Origin of the sequence: Bradyrhizobium sp. 62B (assembly GCF_030272265.2) — a bacterium.
In the GTDB taxonomy this organism is placed as follows: domain Bacteria; phylum Pseudomonadota; class Alphaproteobacteria; order Rhizobiales; family Xanthobacteraceae; genus Bradyrhizobium.
Genome location: NZ_CP092841.2, coordinates 4,758,427 through 4,776,691, shown reverse-complemented (window position 1 = coordinate 4,776,691; position 18,265 = coordinate 4,758,427). Strand labels below are relative to the sequence as shown.

Here is an 18,265-nt window from a genome sequence, read left to right as displayed (position 1 = left end):
GTGACCGTGCCGACGCGCCGGATTGGCGGCGCGGTGCTCGAGGTCATTGTTGCCGACATCACCACACTGAGCGTTGACGCCATCGTCAACGCAGCCAACACGTCGCTCCTTGGCGGGGGCGGCGTGGATGGCGCGATCCATCGGGCAGCCGGCCCCGATCTGCTCGCCGAATGCCGCACACTCCACGGCTGCAAGACCGGCGATGCCAAGATCACCGGGGGCTACCGGCTCAAGGCCGCCCATGTGATCCACACCGTCGGGCCGGTCTGGAACGGCGGCACGATCGGCGAGGATGGCCTGCTCGCCTCCTGCTATCGCCGTTCGATGGAGCTGTGCGGGACGCACAGGCTGACCTCGGTGGCATTCCCCGCGATTTCGACCGGCGTTTTCCGTTTTCCAGCCGACCGGGCTGCCGACATCGCCGTGCGCACGACGATCGAGGGCCTGACGGCTGCGCCGTCCGTGACCCGGGTCGTGTTCTGCTGCTTCGCCGAGCCAGGCGCCAAACTCCATGCCGAGGCGCTTGCTCGCCACTCCGGCCCTTGTGCCGACTGAGGCGGTCGGTACACTCCGCCGAACCATGTTCCGGGGAGGGGATATGATTTTAGAGTCTGGACTGCGTGCGCTGGTTTGCGGCGCGCTGGTGTCGCTCGGCGCGATGTCGCTGGCGCGGGCGGAGGGCACTTACGAGATTCCGGCGGGGGCGCATTTCAACCAGGACAAGCTCGGCAGGATCAGCGAGTTCTTCAAGAACGAGGTCGCGACCGGCAAGATCGCCGGCGCAACCGTCCTGATCCGGCAGCACGGCAAGCCGGTCTATCACGAAGCCTTCGGCGTGCAGGATGTGGTCAGCAAGGCGCCGATCACCGACAAGACCATCTTCCGCCTGTTCTCGATGTCCAAGGCGATCACCTCGGTCGTCGCGATGCAATTGGTCGAAGATGGCAAGATCAAGCTCGATGATCCCGTCTCGAAATACATTCCATCCTTCGCCAATGTGAAGGTCGGCGTCGAGAAGAAGGCCGAGGACGGCACCAAGTCGCTGGAGCTGGTGCCGCCCAACCGGCCGATGACGGTGCACGATCTGATGACGCACACCTCGGGCATCACCTATGGCTTCTATGGCGACAGCCTGGTCCGCAAGGCGTATCGCGACGCCAACATCTATGCCGGCGATTTCGATCTTGCCGAGTTCGCCGAGCGCATCGCGAAACTGCCGTTGCACAACCAGCCGGGCGCGCTCTGGCAATATGGCCACTCCACCGACGTCCTGGCGCGCGTGATGGAGATCGCGGCCGGCAAGCCGCTGATCGACATCATGCGGGAGAAGCTGCTCGATCCGCTCGGCATGGTCGACACCGGCTTCTTCGTCACCGCCCCCGAGAAGCAGAAGCTGATGGCGCAGCCGGTGCCGAACGATGCCGATTTCCGGGTCGGCCGGATCAACGATCCAACCGTCGTCAAGAAGATCCAGTTCGCCAGCGGCGGCATGGTCACGACCATGGCCGACTATGAGCGCTTCGCGCAGATGCTGCTCAATGGCGGCAGCCTCGACGGCAAGACCATCCTCAAGCCCGCGACGTTCAAGCTGATGACCACCGACCAGATCGGCCCGGGCTCCGGCGTCGATCGCGATTATTTCTACTTCCCCGGCGACGGTTTCGGCTTCGGCCTCGGGCTCGCGGTTCGCACCGATCCCGGCAACGCCAAGCCGCCGCCGCCCGGCGACCTCGGTGAATTGAAGTGGGACGGCGCGTCCGGCTGCTATTTCGTGATCGATCCCAAGCAGGACATGTTCTTCGTGCTGCTGGAGCAGACCCCGACCGAGCGCCAGCGCGTGCAGCGGACCTTGAAGCAGCTGGTCTACGAAGCCATGGAGAAGTGACATGAGCAGGCGCCGCGCCTTTCTCGCGGCGCTCGTTCTTCTGGTCGGAGTGGTCGGTGCGAAGGCCGGCTCCGAGACGCGTGCTGCCCGCACGCTCTCGGCCGAAGGGCTGGCGAAGGTCTCCACCTACATCAGGAACGAGGTCGCGACCCGGAAGATTCCCGGCGCCATCCTGCTGCTGCAGCAGCACGGCAAGCCGGTCTATTGCGAGAATTTCGGCGTCCGCGACGTCGCCACCGCGATCCCCATGAGTGCGGATACGATCTTCCGCCTCTATTCGATGTCGAAGCCGATCACGTCGGTGATGGCGATGATGCTGGTCGAGGAGGGCAGGCTCGCGCTCGAGGATCCCGTCGCAAAGTACATTCCGGCTTTTGCCGAGATGAAGGTCGGCGTCGAGAGGAGGGGCACGGCGGACAAGGTTGCGCTCACGCTGGAGCCGCAACAGCGTCCCGTCACGATCAAGGATCTGCTGCGCCATACCGCGGGCCTGCCCTACGGAGTCACGGGCGGCAGTAGGGTGCGCGAGCTCTACGCTGCGGCCAATCTCTTCAATAGCGATCTGTCCAACGCCGATTTCGTCGCGAAGCTCGCGACGCTGCCGCTCGCCGAGCAGCCGGGCACGGTGTGGGATTACGGCTTTGCCACCGACGTGCTCGGCCGCGTTGTCGAAATCATCTCGGGCAAGACGCTGTTCCAGTTCGAAAAGGAAAGGCTGCTCGATCCGCTCGGCATGAGCGAAACCGCGTTTCATGTCGCCGATGCCGGCAAGTTTCCGCGTATCGCCGAGCCGATGCCGGAGGACCGCAACATCAGTCCGACGACGCAGATACGCGACGTCAGGCGGCCCGTGACCTGGGAATCGGGCGGCGCCGGCCTGGTCGGCACGGTCGGCGACTATGCGCGGTTCGCGCAGATGCTGCTGAATGGCGGCAAGTATGAAGGCCGGCGCTATCTCAAGCCCGAGACCATTGCGCTGATGGCGTCGGATCACGTCGGCCCCGAAACCAACATCGGGCGCGACCAGAACTATTATCCGGGCGGCAGTTCCGGCTTCGGCCTCGGCTTCGCCGTGCGCACCTCGGTGCCGCCGGGGACGTCATGGCCGCTGGGCGAATATCGCTGGGACGGCGTCGGCGGCACCTTCTTCTTCATCGATCCCGAAGACGATCTGTTCGGAATCTTCATGGTGCAGACGCCCTCGCAGCGCGGCCGGATTCAATTGGCGCTGAAGACGCTGATCTATCAGGCGATGGGGCGGTGAGCGCGGATGGCTTCGTAGCCCGGATGGAGCGCAGCGCAATCCGGGAGTCTTGCCGCCGAAAGATGACCCGGACTTGCGCTCCATCCGGGCTACGGCAGCTCAATTACGCTCCGCGCACGATCTCGCGCACGTAGCCGATCGTCTCCTCGATCTGGCCCGCGTCGACGTCGAGATGGGTGCAGGCGCGGATGCGGCCGTCCATCATCGCGAGCGTGACGCCGCGCTGGCGCAGCGCCGCGACCATCTTGTCGCCGGCAATGCCGGCGCCGTCGGGCTTGAAGAACACGAGGTTGGTCTCGGGCTCCTGCACCTCGATCCCTGCGATCTGCGACAGCCCGCGGGCGAGGGCCCGTGCATTGGCATGGTCGTCGGCGAGGCGGTCGACGTGGTGGTCGAGCGCGTAGATGCAGGCGGCGGCGCAGATTCCGGCCTGGCGCATCGAGCCGCCGAGACGCTGCTTCCACTGCCAGACCGCGTCGATGAAGGTGCGCGAGCCTGCGAGCACGCCGCCGATCGGCGCGCCGAGGCCCTTGGAGAAATCGATCCAGGCCGAATCCCAGCCCGCGGTCATGTCGCGCGGGGAGATACCACTGGCGACGGTGGCATTGAGCAGGCGTGCGCCGTCCATGTGAGTGACGAGGCCATGCTGCTTGGCAATCGCGACGATCTCGTCGAGCGCGGCCTTCTTCCAGATCGTGCCGCCGCCGATGTTGGCGGTCTGCTCGACGCTCACGACGGTCTGCGGCGGCTGGTAGCGCGTGCGCGGATGCAGCGCCTTGCGAAAGGTTTCCGGCGTGAACTGGCCGTCGGGGCCCTTGAGCTGCGTGACCTGGAAGCCGCCGATCGCGGCATGCGCGCCGCCTTCGCGGGCGATGATGTGCGCGGTCTCATGCGCGAGGATCTCGTCGCCGGGGCGGCAATGCACAAGCGTCGCGGTGACGTTGCACATCGTGCCCGAGGGCATGTAGACCGCGGCTTCCTTGCCGAGCAGATCCGCAACGCGCTCGCACAGCGCATTCACGGTCGGGTCGTCGCCGACCTGCTCGTCGCCGACCTCGGCACGCGCCATGGCCTCGCGCATTCCCGCGGTCGGCTTGGTCTGCGTGTCCGAGAGCAGATTGATGCGCACCGGCGGCGCCTTGGGATCAACAGGGGGAGGGGTGTAGAGCATACGACGGCTCCTAACGCGTTGCGGCCACTGAAGTGTGGCTCTTAAGCAAAAAGGCCCCGGCGAACCGGGGCCTTTCGATATTCAGATCTTAGCGCGAATAGAATTCGACGACCAGATGGGGCTCCATCTGCACCGGGAACGGCACGTCGGAGAGGCCGGGGATGCGGATGTACTTGGCAGTCATCTTGCCGTGGTCGACTTCGAGATAGTCGGGCGTGTCGCGCTCGGGGAGCTGGCTGGCTTCGAGCACATGGGCGAGCTGCTTGGAGGCTTCCTTGACCTCGATCACGTCGCCGACCTTGAGCTGATAGCTCGAGATGTTGACCTTGCGGCCGTTCACCTTGATGTGGCCGTGGTTGATGAACTGGCGGGCGGCAAAGATCGTCGAGACGAACTTGGCGCGGTACACGACCGCGTCGAGACGGCGCTCAAGCAGGCCGATCAGGTTCTCGCCGGTGTCACCCTTGAGGCGGCTCGCCTCGACATAGATGCCGTGGAACTGGCGCTCGCTGATGTTGGCGTAGTAGCCCTTCAGCTTCTGCTTGGCGCGCAGCTGCACGCCGAAGTCGGAGAGCTTGCCCTTGCGGCGCTGGCCGTGCTGGCCGGGGCCGTACTCGCGGCGGTTCACGGGGCTCTTCGGGCGGCCCCAGATGTTCTGGCCCATACGGCGATCGATCTTGTACTTCGCCTCACTGCGCTTAGTCATCGCGTCCTCTTCGGTTGCATGGTTTGAGGAAACGCGCCCTCCTGTGTGACGGGATGGATCCCGGCACCGACAGGTCCGATCCCCAAAGCTTAAGGGAGTGGACCACGGGTCGCGAAACGCTTCGCGGGCCGAAATCGGCCCGCGAGCAGGCGGCTTTTAGGGGAGTTTGGGGTTCGCTGTCAATGCGAATGGCCCGGAATCACGTCCCGACTGCCCGGATCGGCTTTGCGCCGGCCGCTCGCAATTCGGCAGCGATTTCAGTGTTCAGGACCTGTTCCAGCCGGGTCAGGACCCGGGCAATGGGGGCGGCGTCGGTGACCCGGTGATCCCAGCGGATCACGACGTGGATGGTCTGGTCGGGCTCGACCACCCCGTAGCTGACGATGAAGGGGCCCGGCGTGACCGGATGGAGCTCGCCGCCGCCATAGGCGGCCACCGAGCTGACCGCAAAGCTGCCGAACCAGTTGCCGCGCTGCCGCCCGAAATTCAGGCCGATCGCCCAGGACAGGCGGCGCAGCGGCAGCGGCAGGCGGGTCGCCCGCATGATCTTGCGGAACATCGGGACGTCGTCGATCGGTGCCGTCTTGGCGCGCCGGATCTCCGCTTCGACCGCGGCCAGTGCCATGGCCTCGGGCGCCGCGATTCGCTGCGGCATCACGCATTCCTCGCCAGCCTCGACCCGGGCAATTGCCACCAGAGCCACGCTCCTGGGCAGCTCGTAGAGCATGGGACGGGGCCATTTGGCGTAGACGGTGCGCAGGATCGGCTCGTCCCTGGCGACCAGGGCGAAGGCCTTGACGAACATCGCGGCCCAGCCGGCCGGCGCGGCTGCCCCGGCGCGGGCCTCCAGCAGGGGGCGGATCTGGAGCGAACGAGACAGCGACACGAACGGCACGTCCATCGACGCCCGCATGAGGTCGCAAATCAGGCGGCGCGGCAGCGAAATGGTCTTGGGCGTCCCGCGCATCGCTCGTTCAATTCCCGCAGATGAAAAAATGTGCAGCGAGCGGGTTCCCGCTCGCCGCCTGCTTTAGCACGAACCAACCCGCCTGGGGTCGGTCGGTTCGACGCATCAGGGCGCCGGCGAGGCCAGCGGCTTGGTCTTGTCGACGACGTAAACTCCCAGCACCTTCATGGCCTTATCGCCATGAGCCTTGGCGTCGTGCACGACGCCTGCCGGGATCTGGTAGGAATCGCCGGCTTTCAGGGTTTTCTCGGGCTGCCTATCAATCAGGAGGTCCAGCTCGCCTTCCAGGACGTAGCCGGTCTCGATGCCGGGATGGGTATGACGTCCGGCGGTACCCCCGGCCGGGATTTCCGCGATGGCGGTGACGGTATTATAGCCCTCCGGGAATTCGACCTTCTGAAGCGGGGTGCGCTTGATTCCGGGCTGCTGGGCGAAGGCGGCCACGGCAAGGCCGGCAAAGGTCAAAGCGAGCAAAGTCTTTTTGAGCATGGTTGTTTTCCTCCCGGGCGCGACCCTAGCAGCGTCGCGGTTCCCGGCAAGGTGGCCATCAGCTCGCTCAGCGCTTGATGCCGTCGAACGCCGCCATGATGCCGCGCTGGAAAAGTGACCAGTCGAAGCCGAGCGCGATGGCGCGGTAGCCGCGATCGACAAGCGCGTTGGCCTGGTCGGCGGTGCGGGCGACGCCGCCGATCGGCACGCCGCTTCTGAGAATGCCGGCCTCCGCGCGCGCGACCAGCTCCAGCAATTCCGGATCGTCCATCTGGCCGCGCTTGTTGATGGACGTCGCGAGGTCGCCGGGGCCGATCACCGCGACGTCGATGCCCGGCGTCGCCATGATCTCGTCGATGCGGTTGACGGCCTCGACATGCTCGATGGTGATCATGCAGATCATCTCGTCGTCGGCGCTGGCCATGTAGTCCGGCATCGACTGGCCCCAGCGGAAGGGGGCATGGAAGGGACCCCAGAGCCGATCGCCGCGCGGCGGATAGCGCACGCTGCGCACCGCCTTTTCGGCGTCCGCGCGGCTTGTGATCATCGGGAAGTTGATGCCGAAGGCACCGATGTCCATCGGCGCCTTCGCAAGCCACGGCTCGTTGGCCGCGATCCGCACTAGCGGCGTGCACGGCGTGCCCGTCGTCGCGGCGATCATCGCGTGCGCTTCGGTCAGCCCGATCGGTCCATGCTCGAGATCGACGATGATCCAGTCGAGCGAGCGCGCCATGATCTGCACTATCTGCACGCTCGGGATGGTCGCGATCGCGCCGAAGGCGGGGCGCCCGTCGCGCCAGAGCTGGCGGAGACGGTTGAGTGGCGTGGACGGGATCGACATGGGAAGGCCTGCAGCTAGGTGACGACGGCGAAGCCTAACAGCGCAGCACCGAGGCGCAAGGTCAGGCCAGCGCGCGCCCGCCGAAGAACGGCGTCAGCGTGGCCGAAAGGCCGTGCGCGCGGTTCGAAGTGAAGATCATCTCGGCACCGGACTGCACGATGTCGCCAGTGCGCGGGCCGAGTAGATCCGAGACGCGGCGGGCGATTGCCGGCGCCGGATCGATCCAGTCGACCGGCCAGGGTGCCAGCCGCTTCAGACGGTCCAGCAGCAGCGGATAATGGGTGCAGGCGAGCACGATTGTGTCGGTGCGTGCGCCGGCGTCCTCGGCATCGCCGACGAAGCAGGGGGCGAGCTCGGCAAGGACGTCGCCGTCGCTGATCGCGTGGCCGCCAAGCGCGGCTTCGGCGAGCGAGGCGAGCTCGTGTGAGCCGACCAGCGTCACCTCGCAGCCTTGCGCGAAATCGCGGATCAGGGCCTTGGTGTATTCGCGCTTCACCGTGCCCTTGGTGCCGAGCACCGAGACGCGGCGGGTCCTCGACTGTGCGCAGGCCGGCTTGATCGCCGGCACGGTGCCGACGAAGGGCACGGAATAAGCGGCGCGCAAGTGAGACAGGACCAGGGTGGACGCCGTGTTGCAGGCGATGACGACGATATCAGGGTCATGCGTGCCGATCAGCTCCCCCATCAGCGGCACGACGCGGGCGATGATCTCGTCCTCGCTGTGGTGGCCGTAGGGGAAGAAGGCGTCGTCGGCGACGTAGACAAAGTGCGCGTCGGCGCGCGCCGCCACGACCTCACGCAGCACCGTGAGCCCGCCAAGGCCGGAATCGAACATCAGGATCGTCGGAGAATTGGTCACGTCATTACCCTAGCCCACCATGGTTACCATTCGGTTTTTGGGGCGGTTTTGCGGCGGAGCACCCAGAACGCGTTGGCGAGGCTCATTTCGGTGCCCGATCATATCCGCAAAATTCCGGGGAGATAGGAAGGTACGACGCGCACCTTCTCCGCACGAGGGCGTAAGATACCTCGCGGCTGGTCCAATTTGCGCTCGCAGGAGGCGTCATGCTCACCGTCCATCATCTCGGCAAATCGCAGTCCGAGCGCATCGTCTGGCTCTGTGAGGAGCTGGGAATTCCTTACGAGTTGAAGCGCTACACACGCGATCCCGTCACCATGCTGGCGCCGCCCGACTACAAGGCGCTGCATCCGATCGGGGCGGCGCCGGTGATCACCGACGGCGATCTCGTGCTGGCCGAATCCGGCGCCATCGTCGACTACATCATGGCCAGATATGGCAATGGGCGCCTCGTGCTCCGGCCCGATGATCCGGATTTCGCCCAGTTCCTGTACTGGTTTCACTTCGCCAACGGCACGCTGCAGGCCGGCATGGGCCGCCTGATGATCCTGAGTAGGCTCAAGCTCGCCGAGGACAATTCGATGCTGGTCGCCACCAAAGGGCGCGTCGACCGTGCCTTCGATCTGGTCGATGCGCGCGTCCGCGATGCCGAATATCTGGCCGGCACCACCTTCACCACCGCCGACATCATGATCGGCTTCTCGCTCACCACGATGCGCTACTTCCAGCCTTATGACCTCCAGCGTTGCCCGAACGTGGTCAAATATCTCGGCCGCATCGGCGGCCGTCCAGCCTATCGGCGCGCGATGGAGAAGGGCGATCCGGGCATGGCGCTGCTGCTGAGCTGAGTGGCGGTCACGCGATCCTGTTCGTGGTGGCGGCCCGTTCCGTCGCCAGCTGCTTCTGCAGGCGATCGATGTTCTGCAGGAGGCGCTGGCTGGTCAGCACCAGGAAATAATAGCCGAACTGCGGATCCTGGAAGTAGATCTCGAGCAGCCGGTCATAGGTGATCGTGAGCACCTGGCCGTCTTCGATGCATTCGATCGTTCCGGTGCGCCGGTTGTCGGGCGTCAGGAAGCCGAGCTCGCCCATCAGTGCGCCCGGCCCGATCTCGACGTTGATCTCCTTGACCAGGAACTTGCCGGTGACCGTGAGGAGCATTTCCTTCGCGGGATCGCCCAGCTTGAACAGCGTGTCGCCGCGGCGATATCTGCGCTCGGTCATGAAGGGCTTGAGCCATTCGATCGACATGTCGCCTTCGGCGGCATGGCGCGCCTTCTTGACCAGCTTGAGCATCTGCCGCAGGCGCAAGGCGTTGATCGGAAGCATCAGCAGATAGAGCAGGAAGGTTGCGACGTTGGCGGACAGCGCGCCGAAGATCGCAAAGAACGCGCAGCCGATCATGTTGGCGACGCGCAGCGGCACCATCGTCCGCATCAAGAGGGTGGCGACGAAGAAGACCGCCCCGACCACGGCGAACATATTGGCCAGCGTGATGTTGCTGACGAAGATCTCCAGCAGCCGGTTGAAGATCGCGTCGTAGGTGACGTTGTTGGGATCGAGGCCCATCTGCACCAGGATCTTCGCGATCCTGAGGTTGTCCGTGGCCGCCTCGAGAATGCGGTCGAGGATCGAGGAAATGTCTGCGCTGCCGGACGGCATGGTACTAATCCCGCGTAAGGCCTTCAGTCCTGGTCGGTGTGCTCGACACGTATAGCCGAAATCGCATGACGGCCGCCTGAAATGAAGCCTTCAGCCGCCATGTCGCAAGAGGCAAATTTTAGCCCGATCGGGCGTTTCGGCAATTGCCCGTTGGTTGTCCCGCTAGCCCGCGGCGGCCGTGATTCGGGCAGGGGCGGCGGCGCGGAGGGGGTTGCTGCCCCAGGGCGGGGGGCGATCTTCGGCTTATGGCTTGGCGGCGGGCTGCACGACCTGCTGCTCGATGAGGCCAAGATGTCCCGGCAGTGAGCCGGCGCGCAGCATCATGGCCACGCTGCTCGCTTCCTCCAGGGTGAAATTGCCGGAGATCTGCCCCGAGCCGCCGGTGATGGGTTCGCGGATCACGGGGGCGGAGATCACCCTGTCCTCGAGCACGATGGCGAAGGGCCTTCCGATATTCTCTGCGGTGATATGGGCGAAGCGGCGCGTGCCGCGGCCGTTGAAGCGGAACGAGGCGATCGGCTCCTTCGTGCCGCTCGCAAATCCCGGGCCCGCATGGCTGATATCGTCGCCCTCGAGCGCGCTGTCCCTGGCAACGAGATAGGGCTTGTTGTCCTTGAGGCCGAGCAGGACTTCCGTGCCCGCCGGAGGCGTGGCGGATTGTGCCTGCTCCGGCGCCATCGAGAGATCGATCAGGCGGAAGCTGACCTTGACCTTCCTGGCAAAGGTCGCGGTGATCCGTTCGGGCTCCATCATGCCGGGCAGGAAGATGCGAATGCGATCCGTTCCATCCGGCTGGACGCTGGCGAGCTTGATGCCGGCGTCCTTGAGGCGCTGCTCGATCATGGCGATGGAATCGTTGACGAGATCGCGCAGCCGCGCAGCCGACGCGGCATCGGTCGGCGCGAGCCTGACCAGGCCGTCGCCGCCATCCGTCACGGTGAGCGCGTGCGAGGGAAGTCCCTCCGCGTCTGGTGCGAGCTTGCGAGCGAGTTGTTCGCGGCCCTTGGCGTCCGCGATCCTCAATTCGACGCCGCCGTCGCGGATCGCAAGGCCCGAAAAGGCGATCCTGCCTTCGCGCAGAGTCTTGTAGACCTCGTCGCGCAAATCCGTGACGACGCTCTCGCGCAAACCTTCGCTGTCCACCTTGTAGATGATGCGCGAGCCGCCCAGCTTCTCCATCTTGTCGGCGACGAAGGCCGCGATCTTGGCGCGCATCTTGTCGAACTGGCTGTCGGCGAGCGCGGTGCAGGGCAGGGCGATGGCCGGGACGAGGACGAGCGCGACGATCAGCCGTGTGAAGCGGTCTCGCAGGGGCCCAATCATGATAACCTCGAGTCTTGCGGCAGGACGCTGGCAATGAAGTCCAGTGCCGGTTTTTGGTCCCCGGATCGGGCGTGGAGGTTCAATGGCCGTCCAGGCCGAGCCTGATCGCCGCACTCGTTAGGGAATGGACGAACGCCAAATCATCCATCATTCTGTCCGCGCTCGACCGGTCACCGGTCCGGGCCTCGTCGACCCAAAATGTCAAAAGACAGGAGGCGGGGAAATGAACCTGAGGGAGGACGGAATTCCATGGCGGGCATCCACGCGCTCGATCGGCTCATCGGCAACGACTATCCTGATCTTCTGACCGACGCGGAGGTGCAGGCCTTCCAGCAGGTGCCCTACGCCGAGCGCATCGCAGCCGAGAGCACTTACGACGCCATCACGTTAGGCGCGGCGCGCAACCCCGACGGGGCCGCGCTCCAGTTTCTGCAGAATGCCGATCCCGCCGACACGCCGGTCGTGGTCACGTACCGCGATTTCATCGCGCGCGTCACGCAGGCCGCCAACATGTTTCACGCGCTCGGCGCGGAGAAGGGCGACGTCATCAGCTTCATGCTGCCGCTGGTGCCCGATGCCTTCGTGACGCTGTTCGGCGCGGAGGCCGCCGGCATCGCCAATCCCGTCAATCCGCTGCTCGAACCGCACCAGATCGCGGAAATCCTGGAAGCTGCGAACACCAAGATCCTGGTCGCGCTCGGGCCGATGCCGGGCACCGACATCTGGCAGAAGGTCGAGCAGATCCGCCCGCAGCTCAAGCACCTCAAGGCGACCGTGCAGGTGTTCGGCGGCGGTGATCCGGACAAGGGCATCTTCGCCTTTGGCGACCTGATCAAGCAGCAGCCGTCGGATCGGCTCGTCAGCGGGCGCAAGATTCGCGGCAGTGACATCGCCGCCTATTTCCACACCGGCGGCACCACCGGCACGCCGAAGCTGGTGCGGCACACCCATACCAACCAGGTCTATCAGGCGTGGGCGCTCAATCTGCTGCTGAAGGGGAAGCCCGGCACCAATTTGCTGTTCGGCATGCCGCTGTTTCACGTCGGGGGATCGCTGACTCAGGTGCTGACGATGCTGTCGAGCGGCGGCTCGCTGGTCGTGCTGTCGCCGAGCGGCTGGCGCAATCCGAATGCGGTCAAGAACATCTGGGGACTGGTCGAGCGCTTCAAGCCCGAGGCGCTGTCGAGCGTGCCGACGGTGCTGGCCGCGACGCTCGCGGTGCCGCCGGGCAATGCCGATATCTCCAGCCTGAAATATGCCGCCGGCGGCGGTTCGGCGATCCCCGTCGCCGTCGGCTCTGCGATCCAGGAGAAGCTGAAGCTGCCGGTGGTCGAAGTCTACGGCATGACCGAGACGTCGAGCGTGCACACGCTGGCTTATCCGTCACGACCGATCCGGCTCGGCTCCGTCGGCTTGCCGATGCCTTATGCGCGCGTGCGCATCGTGCAGCTCGACGCCGACGGCCGCCTGATCCGCGACTGCAAGCCGGACGAGATCGGCGTCGTCATCATGGCCGGGCCGGGCGTGTTCAGCGGCTACCTCAACGACGAGCACAACAAGGGCGCCTTCATCGACGACGTCTGGGTCAATTCCGGCGATCTCGGCCGGCTCGATGCCGACGGCTATCTCTGGATCACCGGCCGCGCCAAGGACCTGGTGATCCGCGGCGGCCACAACATCGACCCGGCGCCGATCGAGGAGATCATGTTCCGCCATCCCGCGGTCGGCTTCGCTGCCGTGGTCGGCCAGCCCGACGCCTATGCCGGCGAATTGCCTGTGGGCTACGTGCAGTTGAAGCCGGGCGCCAAAGTCGAGCCCGGCGAACTGGAAACGTGGGTGCGTGAGCGTACGCCGGAGCGGGCCGCCGTCCCGGTGCAGGTCATCCCGATCGATCCGATGCCGGTGACCGGCGTCGGCAAGGTGTTCAAGCCGCAGCTGCGCTGGGACGCGGCCGAGCGCGTCTTTACCAAGGTGCTATCGCCACTGGTCGAGCGCGGCATCGATTGCAAGGTCAAGGTCGGTGCCCATGGCAGCCACGGGTCCATCGCGACCGTCACGCTGACGGGGTTGGCGGAGGATCAGCGCGAAGCGGTTGCGGACGAAGTCCACACGCTGCTCGCGCCGTTCGTGATGCGCCATGAGGTGGTGCAGGCATAGGTGCTTGCGTTGGATTGTAGCCCGGATGAGCGGAGCGATATCCGGGAAAGCTACTGTCCCGGGTGTCGCTTTCGCTCACCCGGGCTACAGCAGCGTACGGGCGGCCCTAGCCCGCCGGCATCCGCGTCTCGACCAGACGCGCCCAGAACGAGGCGCCGTGGCCCAAGATGTTGTCGTTGAAGACATAGGACGGATGGTGGCACTCGTTGCCGTCACCCATGCCGACCAGCACCATGGCGCCGGGGCGCGCCTCCAGCATGAACGAGAAGTCCTCCGCGCCCATCATGGGGATGAACTTGTCGTTGACGCGATCGGCGCCGACGATGTCGCGGGCGACGTCGGCGGCTAGGCCGGCCTCGCGGGCATGGTTCATCGTCACGGGATACATCCGCGTGTATTTGGTCTCGGCCGACCCGCCATAGGCGCGGGCGACGCTGTCGGCGACTTCGCCGATGCGGCGTTCGACGAGATCGCGCACCTCGGGATCGAGCGTGCGCACGGTGCCGCCGAGCTCGGCGATCTCTGGGATGATGTTGAAGGCCGTGCCGGAGTGGAATTGCGTGATCGAGATGACCGCCGACTTCAGCGGATCGACATTGCGCGCCACGATCGATTGCAGCGCATTGACGATCTGCGAGCCGATCAGCACGCTGTCGACGGATTTGTGCGGACCGGCGCCGGCGTGGCCGCCCTTGCCGTGCACCGTGATCTGGATGTTGTCGGAGGAGGCGAGCATCGCGCCGGGTGTGGTGGCGAAATGCCCTTCCGGCAGGTTCGGCATGTTGTGCATGCCGTAGACCTCCTGGATGTTCCAGCGCGTCATCAGCCCGTCCTTGACCATGGCCTTGCCGCCGCCACCGCCTTCCTCGGCGGGCTGGAAGATCAGGACCGCGGTGCCGTCGAAATTGCGCGTCTCGGTCAGGTACTTTGCGGCGCCGAGCAGCATCGCGGTGTGGCCGTCATGGCCGCAGGCATGCATCTTGCCGGGGACCTTTGAGGCGTAGGCGACGCCCGAGGTTTCCAGGATCGGCAGCGCGTCCATGTCGGCGCGCAGGCCAATGGTCTTGCCGGAAGCGGACTTGCGCCCGCGGACCACGCCGACCACGCCGGTGCGGCCGATACCCGTCACCACCTCGTCGCAGCCAAACTCGCGCAGCTTGTCGGCGACGATGCCGGCGGTGCGATGGACCTCGTAGAGCAGCTCCGGGTTCTCGTGGAAGTCATGGCGCCAGGCGGCCATTTCGTCGGAGAGGGCGGCAACGCGGTTGACGATGGGCATAGGGGGATCCGTTTCTTGTTCGTAGGGCGGGTCAGCGTAGCGTAACCCGCCGCGATGCTGGGACGGAAGGCGGATTACGCTGCGCTCATCCGCCTTATGGGAAGTTGTCAGCTTTCCCCGAACACGCGCTTGAAGATCGTGTCGACGTGCTTGAGGTGATAGCCGAGGTCGAACTGCTCCTCGATCTCGGCGTCGGTGAGATATTTCTTCACCTCCGCGTCCTTCTTCAGGAGCTGGAGGAAGTCGCCTTCGCCGCGCCAGACCGGCATCGCATTGCGCTGCACGAGCTTGTAGGAATCCTCGCGGCTCGCGCCCTTCTGCGTCAGCGCCAGCAGCACGCGCTGCGAATGGACGAGGCCGCCGAGACGGTCGAGGTTCTTCTGCATGTTGGCGGGATAGACCAAGAGCTTTTCGATCAGGCCGGCGAGGCGCACCAGCGCGAAATCGAGCGTCACGGTGGCATCGGGGCCCATCATGCGCTCGGCCGAGGAGTGCGAGATGTCGCGCTCGTGCCAGAGCACGACGTTCTCCAGCGCCGGCGTCACATAGGCCCGTACCATGCGCGACAGGCCGGTGAGATTCTCCGACAGCACCGGGTTGCGCTTGTGCGGCATGGCGGACGAACCCTTCTGCCCCTCGGAGAAGAACTCTTCGGCCTCCAGCACCTCGGTGCGCTGCATGTGGCGGATCTCCACCGCGATGCGCTCGACCGAAGAGGCGATCACGCCGAGCGTCGAGAAATACATCGCGTGGCGGTCGCGCGGGATCACCTGAGTCGAGATCGGTTCGGGGACGAGGCCCATGGCTTTCGCGACGTGCTCTTCGACGCGTGGATCGATCTGCGCGAAGGTGCCGACGGCGCCCGAGATGGCGCAGGTCGCGACCTCCTTGCGCGCCGCGATCAGGCGCTCCTTGGCGCGCGTGAACTCGGCATAGGCATAAGCGAGCTTGAGACCGAACGTCACCGGCTCGGCGTGGATGCCGTGGCTGCGGCCGATGGTCGGCGTCATCTTGTGCTCGAAGGCGCGCTTCTTCAGCGCGGCCAAAACCTTGTCGAGGCCGGCGAGCAAGAGGTCCGCGGCGCGGGTGAGCTGGACGTTGAGGCAGGTGTCGAGCACGTCCGAGGACGTCATGCCCTGGTGGACGAAGCGCGCCTCGGGCCCGACGATCTCGGCGAGGTGGGTGAGGAAGGCGATGACGTCGTGCTTGGTCTCGCGCTCGATCTCGTCGATGCGGGCGACGTCGAAAGTGGCGTTCTTGGCCTTGGCCCAGACCGTCCTGGCGGCCTCCTTGGGGATGGTCCCGAGTTCGGCGAGGGCGTCCGCCGCGTGCGCCTCGATCTCGAACCAGATCTTGAACCGGGTCTGCGGCTCCCAGATCGAGGCCATTTCGGGACGGGTATAGCGGGGGATCATGGGGCGGCTCCAGGAAGGTGGGCGGGCGGCCCAAGGAATGGTCCGAGGGGCAGGTCCGGCCGGAATGTTTTTTACGCTGTGATTTAACAGAGCAGGGAGGGCGAAACAAACGATCCGACCCCCGGAACGGGTTTGGGGAGGGCTAATCCACCGCTGGGGGGCCGAGCTGGCCCGCCGGTGGTCAAAAATCTGCTGTCAATCACGGATCATTGACTGACAGATATTGAAATCTGTCAGCGAGACATGTATATCCGTTCTCGGACGCTCCGATTGGGCGTCCCGCGACAAGCCCCGGAAAGCCCGACATCCAAAGCGGATCGGAGGGCAAATTGAAGAACGGGACCGCGGACGAATGGAGACTTAAGACGATGACGACCGAAATCCTCAATTTGACCGGCGTGATTGGGCATTGGCTCAATTTGCTGGTGGCGCGCCAGATCGCGGCGCAGGCTGCAAAACTGCCTCATTAAGGCATAGGCTTTCCGAGACGACCGGTCAGGGCGCTTCGGAAGCAGCCCTACTGCCGGGTAACTGAGCCCTGAACGGGAACATGGTGCTGGCATGAATGAAGCTGTTGTCTTGACGCCGGAGCGGATCCTCGAAGTGACCGAGGACGTGCTCAGGCGCTTTGGACTTGCCAAGGCCACCGTGGTCGACGTGGCCCGTGCGCTCGATGTGAGCCACGGCAGCGTCTATCGCCATTTCCCGAGCAAGGCCTCGCTGCGCGAGGCCGTTGCCAAACGCTGGCTGGACCGCATCGACGCGCCGTTGCGCCAGATCGCCGGGGAGCAGGGCCCGGCGCCGGCGAGGCTCGACCGCTGGCTGCGCACGCTGTTCGCCGCCAAGCGTTCGCGCGTGCTCGACGACCCCGAGATGTTCGAGACCTATCTGACGCTGGCGCGCGAGGCCTGCGCCGCCGTGAAGTGTCACAAGGACACCATGATCGACCAGATCGCGGCGATCCTGACCGACGGCGTGAAGCAGGGCGTGTTTGACGTGGCCGACACGAAGACCACAGCGCGCGCGATCTTCGATGCGACCGTCCGTTTCCATCATCCGGCCCATGCCGACGAGTGGAAGGACGCCGATCTCTCCGCGCGCGTCGATGCGACCCTGGCGCTGGTGCTGCGCGGATTGAAAGTCTGTTAGACCGCTGCTGTTGGTCGCTACGCTGCGGCCGATCAACCTCTCGCCTTGTGAAGAAGTGCGCCGGTGCGAAGCGACGGCAAAGACGTTCGCGGGCCGAAAGCGCCGTCGGATGACGGTACGACCGGCGGGCTCTCCGGATAGGCATTGATGGCGATCTCGACGTCGTCCTTTGACCGCTTTCGAAGGCGCTCGAATGCCAGCTCCTGACCGAGCATGGGGCAGCGGAAATGGACGACAGCGGTATCCGGCAGGCGGCAGAGCTCGTCGATGAGCTCGCCCACCGTGATGATCGAGGGAGGGGCGACTGCTTTGTGATGACCCTTACTCATGACCTTTGACTCCTTCACTCTGCTGCTAACCGGAACGGAATAGGCTCTGTTCCAATGAGCCCGGCAGATTGAGAAATTTCACGCCATTCGAAGGAATGCGGCAGTCCTGCTGCTAAATCCTCGTCAGCCCGCACGTCGCGGCGAGCCGCACCAGCTGCGCATCGGTGCGTGCGCCGGTCTTGGTCTTGATCAGGTAGTGATAGTTCTGCACCGTCTTGACACTGAGATTGAGATGCGTCGCGATCTGCTCGGTGGTGGCGCCGCCTGCGAACTGGCGCAAGATCTCGATCTCGCGCTCGCCCAGCTGATCCAGCACCGAACCCGACGACAGGCTGTCCTCAGCGAGGATATGCGCGATATCGTCGCTCATGGCGCGTTCGCCGCGGGCCACGCTGCGGATGGCGCCGACCACCGAGGACGGCTCGCTGCTCTTGGTGACGAAGCCGCTGGCGCCGGCGCTGAAGGCGGCTTTCACCAGCACGGCCTCGTTGTGCATGGTGAAGACCAGGATCCGCGCCCGCGGGCTGCGCGCGCGGATGTTGCGGATCGCCTCCAGCCCGCTCGCGCCCGGCATCGAGATGTCGAGCACGACGACGTCGGGGTCGTGCGCCTTGAACGCGCCATAGGCGTCCGCGGCATTGTCGGCTTCCGCCACGACGTGGAGGTCGCCCTGGCTCTCCAGCACGCGCCGGTAGCCCTGCCGGACGATCGGATGGTCGTCGACGAGCAGCACGGAGATGCCTGTTGCTGCCACCTCGCTCATGCCCGC

The 18,265-nt window shown here is 65.3% G+C and carries 18 protein-coding genes; 6 read left to right on the top strand and 12 right to left on the bottom strand.

What is annotated here, in order from left to right:
• Genes ML401_RS22775 through ML401_RS22765 form a run of 3 tightly spaced genes read left to right on the top strand, consistent with a single transcriptional unit; the run spans position 1 to position 3,149 of the window.
• Entirely contained in the window at positions 1 to 555 is a 555-nt protein-coding gene (locus tag ML401_RS22775) for an O-acetyl-ADP-ribose deacetylase (protein ID WP_285806983.1), read from the top strand.
• Between the two features lie 43 nt (positions 556 to 598).
• Positions 599 to 1,885, top strand: coding sequence for a serine hydrolase (locus tag ML401_RS22770; protein ID WP_285806982.1), 1,287 nt, complete (start codon positions 599 to 601; stop codon positions 1,883 to 1,885).
• A gap of 1 nt (position 1,886) precedes the next feature.
• Positions 1,887 to 3,149 carry a serine hydrolase gene (locus tag ML401_RS22765; RefSeq protein ID WP_285806981.1) on the top strand — a complete coding sequence of 421 codons (1,263 nt, stop codon included), beginning with the start codon at positions 1,887 to 1,889 and terminating at the stop codon, positions 3,147 to 3,149.
• A 103-nt stretch (positions 3,150 to 3,252) separates the two neighbouring features.
• On the opposite strand, the gene ML401_RS22760 is transcribed toward ML401_RS22765, so the two are convergent.
• The 6 genes from ML401_RS22760 to murI form a co-directional block, all read right to left on the bottom strand.
• Positions 3,253 to 4,320 (bottom strand): low specificity L-threonine aldolase, encoded by a 1,068-nt coding sequence (locus ML401_RS22760; RefSeq protein ID WP_285806980.1) that lies wholly within the window; start codon positions 4,318 to 4,320, stop codon positions 3,253 to 3,255.
• Between the two features lie 88 nt (positions 4,321 to 4,408).
• Positions 4,409 to 5,026, bottom strand: a complete 618-nt coding sequence (rpsD, locus tag ML401_RS22755; RefSeq protein ID WP_027548656.1) for a 30S ribosomal protein S4 — start codon at positions 5,024 to 5,026, stop codon at positions 4,409 to 4,411.
• A 199-nt stretch (positions 5,027 to 5,225) separates the two neighbouring features.
• The gene (locus ML401_RS22750) at positions 5,226 to 5,993 is read right to left on the bottom strand and encodes an acyltransferase (RefSeq protein ID WP_285806979.1); all 768 of its coding nucleotides are present in this window, start codon (positions 5,991 to 5,993) and stop codon (positions 5,226 to 5,228) included.
• Between the two features lie 105 nt (positions 5,994 to 6,098).
• Entirely contained in the window at positions 6,099 to 6,482 is a 384-nt protein-coding gene (locus ML401_RS22745) for a cupin domain-containing protein (RefSeq protein ID WP_285806978.1), read from the bottom strand.
• Positions 6,483 to 6,549: 67 nt separating this feature from the next.
• The gene (locus ML401_RS22740) at positions 6,550 to 7,323 is read right to left on the bottom strand and encodes an HpcH/HpaI aldolase/citrate lyase family protein (protein WP_285806977.1); all 774 of its coding nucleotides are present in this window, start codon (positions 7,321 to 7,323) and stop codon (positions 6,550 to 6,552) included.
• Positions 7,324 to 7,384: 61 nt separating this feature from the next.
• Positions 7,385 to 8,182 (bottom strand): glutamate racemase, encoded by a 798-nt coding sequence (gene murI / locus ML401_RS22735; protein ID WP_285806976.1) that lies wholly within the window; start codon positions 8,180 to 8,182, stop codon positions 7,385 to 7,387.
• 206 nt (positions 8,183 to 8,388) lie between these two features.
• On the opposite strand from murI, the gene ML401_RS22730 reads away from it, so the two are divergent.
• Positions 8,389 to 9,030, top strand: coding sequence for a glutathione S-transferase family protein (locus tag ML401_RS22730; protein WP_211418964.1), 642 nt, complete (start codon positions 8,389 to 8,391; stop codon positions 9,028 to 9,030).
• A 7-nt stretch (positions 9,031 to 9,037) separates the two neighbouring features.
• On the opposite strand, the gene ML401_RS22725 is transcribed toward ML401_RS22730, so the two are convergent.
• Both ML401_RS22725 and ML401_RS22720 read right to left on the bottom strand, forming a co-directional pair.
• A complete protein-coding gene (locus ML401_RS22725; RefSeq protein WP_211418965.1) occupies positions 9,038 to 9,844 on the bottom strand; it encodes a Crp/Fnr family transcriptional regulator in 807 nt (268 codons plus the stop codon).
• Between the two features lie 243 nt (positions 9,845 to 10,087).
• Entirely contained in the window at positions 10,088 to 11,167 is a 1,080-nt protein-coding gene (locus ML401_RS22720; protein ID WP_285806975.1) for a preprotein translocase subunit SecD, read from the bottom strand.
• Between the two features lie 249 nt (positions 11,168 to 11,416).
• Between ML401_RS22720 and ML401_RS22715 the strand changes: the two genes are divergently transcribed.
• The gene (locus ML401_RS22715; RefSeq protein WP_285806974.1) at positions 11,417 to 13,324 is read left to right on the top strand and encodes an acyl-CoA synthetase; all 1,908 of its coding nucleotides are present in this window, start codon (positions 11,417 to 11,419) and stop codon (positions 13,322 to 13,324) included.
• A 106-nt stretch (positions 13,325 to 13,430) separates the two neighbouring features.
• On the opposite strand, the gene ML401_RS22710 is transcribed toward ML401_RS22715, so the two are convergent.
• Together ML401_RS22710 and purB are read right to left on the bottom strand one after the other, a co-directional pair.
• Entirely contained in the window at positions 13,431 to 14,603 is a 1,173-nt protein-coding gene (locus tag ML401_RS22710; RefSeq protein WP_285806973.1) for a M20 aminoacylase family protein, read from the bottom strand.
• A 107-nt stretch (positions 14,604 to 14,710) separates the two neighbouring features.
• Complete coding sequence (gene purB, locus ML401_RS22705; RefSeq protein ID WP_285806972.1) at positions 14,711 to 16,018, bottom strand: adenylosuccinate lyase; 1,308 nt, start codon at positions 16,016 to 16,018, stop codon at positions 14,711 to 14,713.
• A 561-nt stretch (positions 16,019 to 16,579) separates the two neighbouring features.
• Between purB and ML401_RS22700 the strand changes: the two genes are divergently transcribed.
• Positions 16,580 to 17,167 (top strand): TetR family transcriptional regulator, encoded by a 588-nt coding sequence (locus tag ML401_RS22700; RefSeq protein WP_194403120.1) that lies wholly within the window; start codon positions 16,580 to 16,582, stop codon positions 17,165 to 17,167.
• A 32-nt stretch (positions 17,168 to 17,199) separates the two neighbouring features.
• Here the strand turns inward: ML401_RS22700 and ML401_RS22695 are convergent, their stop codons facing one another.
• Positions 17,200 to 17,496, bottom strand: a complete 297-nt coding sequence (locus ML401_RS22695) for a hypothetical protein (protein WP_285806971.1) — start codon at positions 17,494 to 17,496, stop codon at positions 17,200 to 17,202.
• 112 nt (positions 17,497 to 17,608) lie between these two features.
• On the bottom strand, positions 17,609 to 18,259 hold the full coding sequence (locus tag ML401_RS22690) for a response regulator transcription factor (protein ID WP_194403118.1): 651 nt from the start codon (positions 18,257 to 18,259) through the stop codon (positions 17,609 to 17,611).
• Between the last annotated feature and the right edge of the window lie 6 nt (positions 18,260 to 18,265).

Bases quoted from the DNA above. Each gene is read 5' to 3' on its own strand.
- ML401_RS22770 (WP_285806982.1), top strand. From the start codon at position 599: ATGATTTTAGAGTCTGGACTGCGTGCGCTGGTTTGCGGCGCGCTGGTG.
- ML401_RS22765 (WP_285806981.1), top strand. From the start codon at position 1,887: ATGAGCAGGCGCCGCGCCTTTCTCGCGGCGCTCGTTCTTCTGGTCGGA.
- ML401_RS22760 (WP_285806980.1), bottom strand. From the start codon at position 4,320: ATGCTCTACACCCCTCCCCCTGTTGATCCCAAGGCGCCGCCGGTGCGC.
- rpsD (WP_027548656.1), bottom strand. From the start codon at position 5,026: ATGACTAAGCGCAGTGAGGCGAAGTACAAGATCGATCGCCGTATGGGC.
- ML401_RS22750 (WP_285806979.1), bottom strand. From the start codon at position 5,993: ATGCGCGGGACGCCCAAGACCATTTCGCTGCCGCGCCGCCTGATTTGC.
- ML401_RS22745 (WP_285806978.1), bottom strand. From the start codon at position 6,482: ATGCTCAAAAAGACTTTGCTCGCTTTGACCTTTGCCGGCCTTGCCGTG.
- ML401_RS22740 (WP_285806977.1), bottom strand. From the start codon at position 7,323: ATGTCGATCCCGTCCACGCCACTCAACCGTCTCCGCCAGCTCTGGCGC.
- ML401_RS22730 (WP_211418964.1), top strand. From the start codon at position 8,389: ATGCTCACCGTCCATCATCTCGGCAAATCGCAGTCCGAGCGCATCGTC.
- ML401_RS22725 (WP_211418965.1), bottom strand. From the start codon at position 9,844: ATGCCGTCCGGCAGCGCAGACATTTCCTCGATCCTCGACCGCATTCTC.
- ML401_RS22720 (WP_285806975.1), bottom strand. From the start codon at position 11,167: ATGATTGGGCCCCTGCGAGACCGCTTCACACGGCTGATCGTCGCGCTC.
- ML401_RS22715 (WP_285806974.1), top strand. From the start codon at position 11,417: ATGGCGGGCATCCACGCGCTCGATCGGCTCATCGGCAACGACTATCCT.
- ML401_RS22710 (WP_285806973.1), bottom strand. From the start codon at position 14,603: ATGCCCATCGTCAACCGCGTTGCCGCCCTCTCCGACGAAATGGCCGCC.
- purB (WP_285806972.1), bottom strand. From the start codon at position 16,018: ATGATCCCCCGCTATACCCGTCCCGAAATGGCCTCGATCTGGGAGCCG.
- ML401_RS22700 (WP_194403120.1), top strand. From the start codon at position 16,580: ATGAATGAAGCTGTTGTCTTGACGCCGGAGCGGATCCTCGAAGTGACC.
- ML401_RS22695 (WP_285806971.1), bottom strand. From the start codon at position 17,496: ATGAGTAAGGGTCATCACAAAGCAGTCGCCCCTCCCTCGATCATCACG.
- ML401_RS22690 (WP_194403118.1), bottom strand. From the start codon at position 18,259: ATGAGCGAGGTGGCAGCAACAGGCATCTCCGTGCTGCTCGTCGACGAC.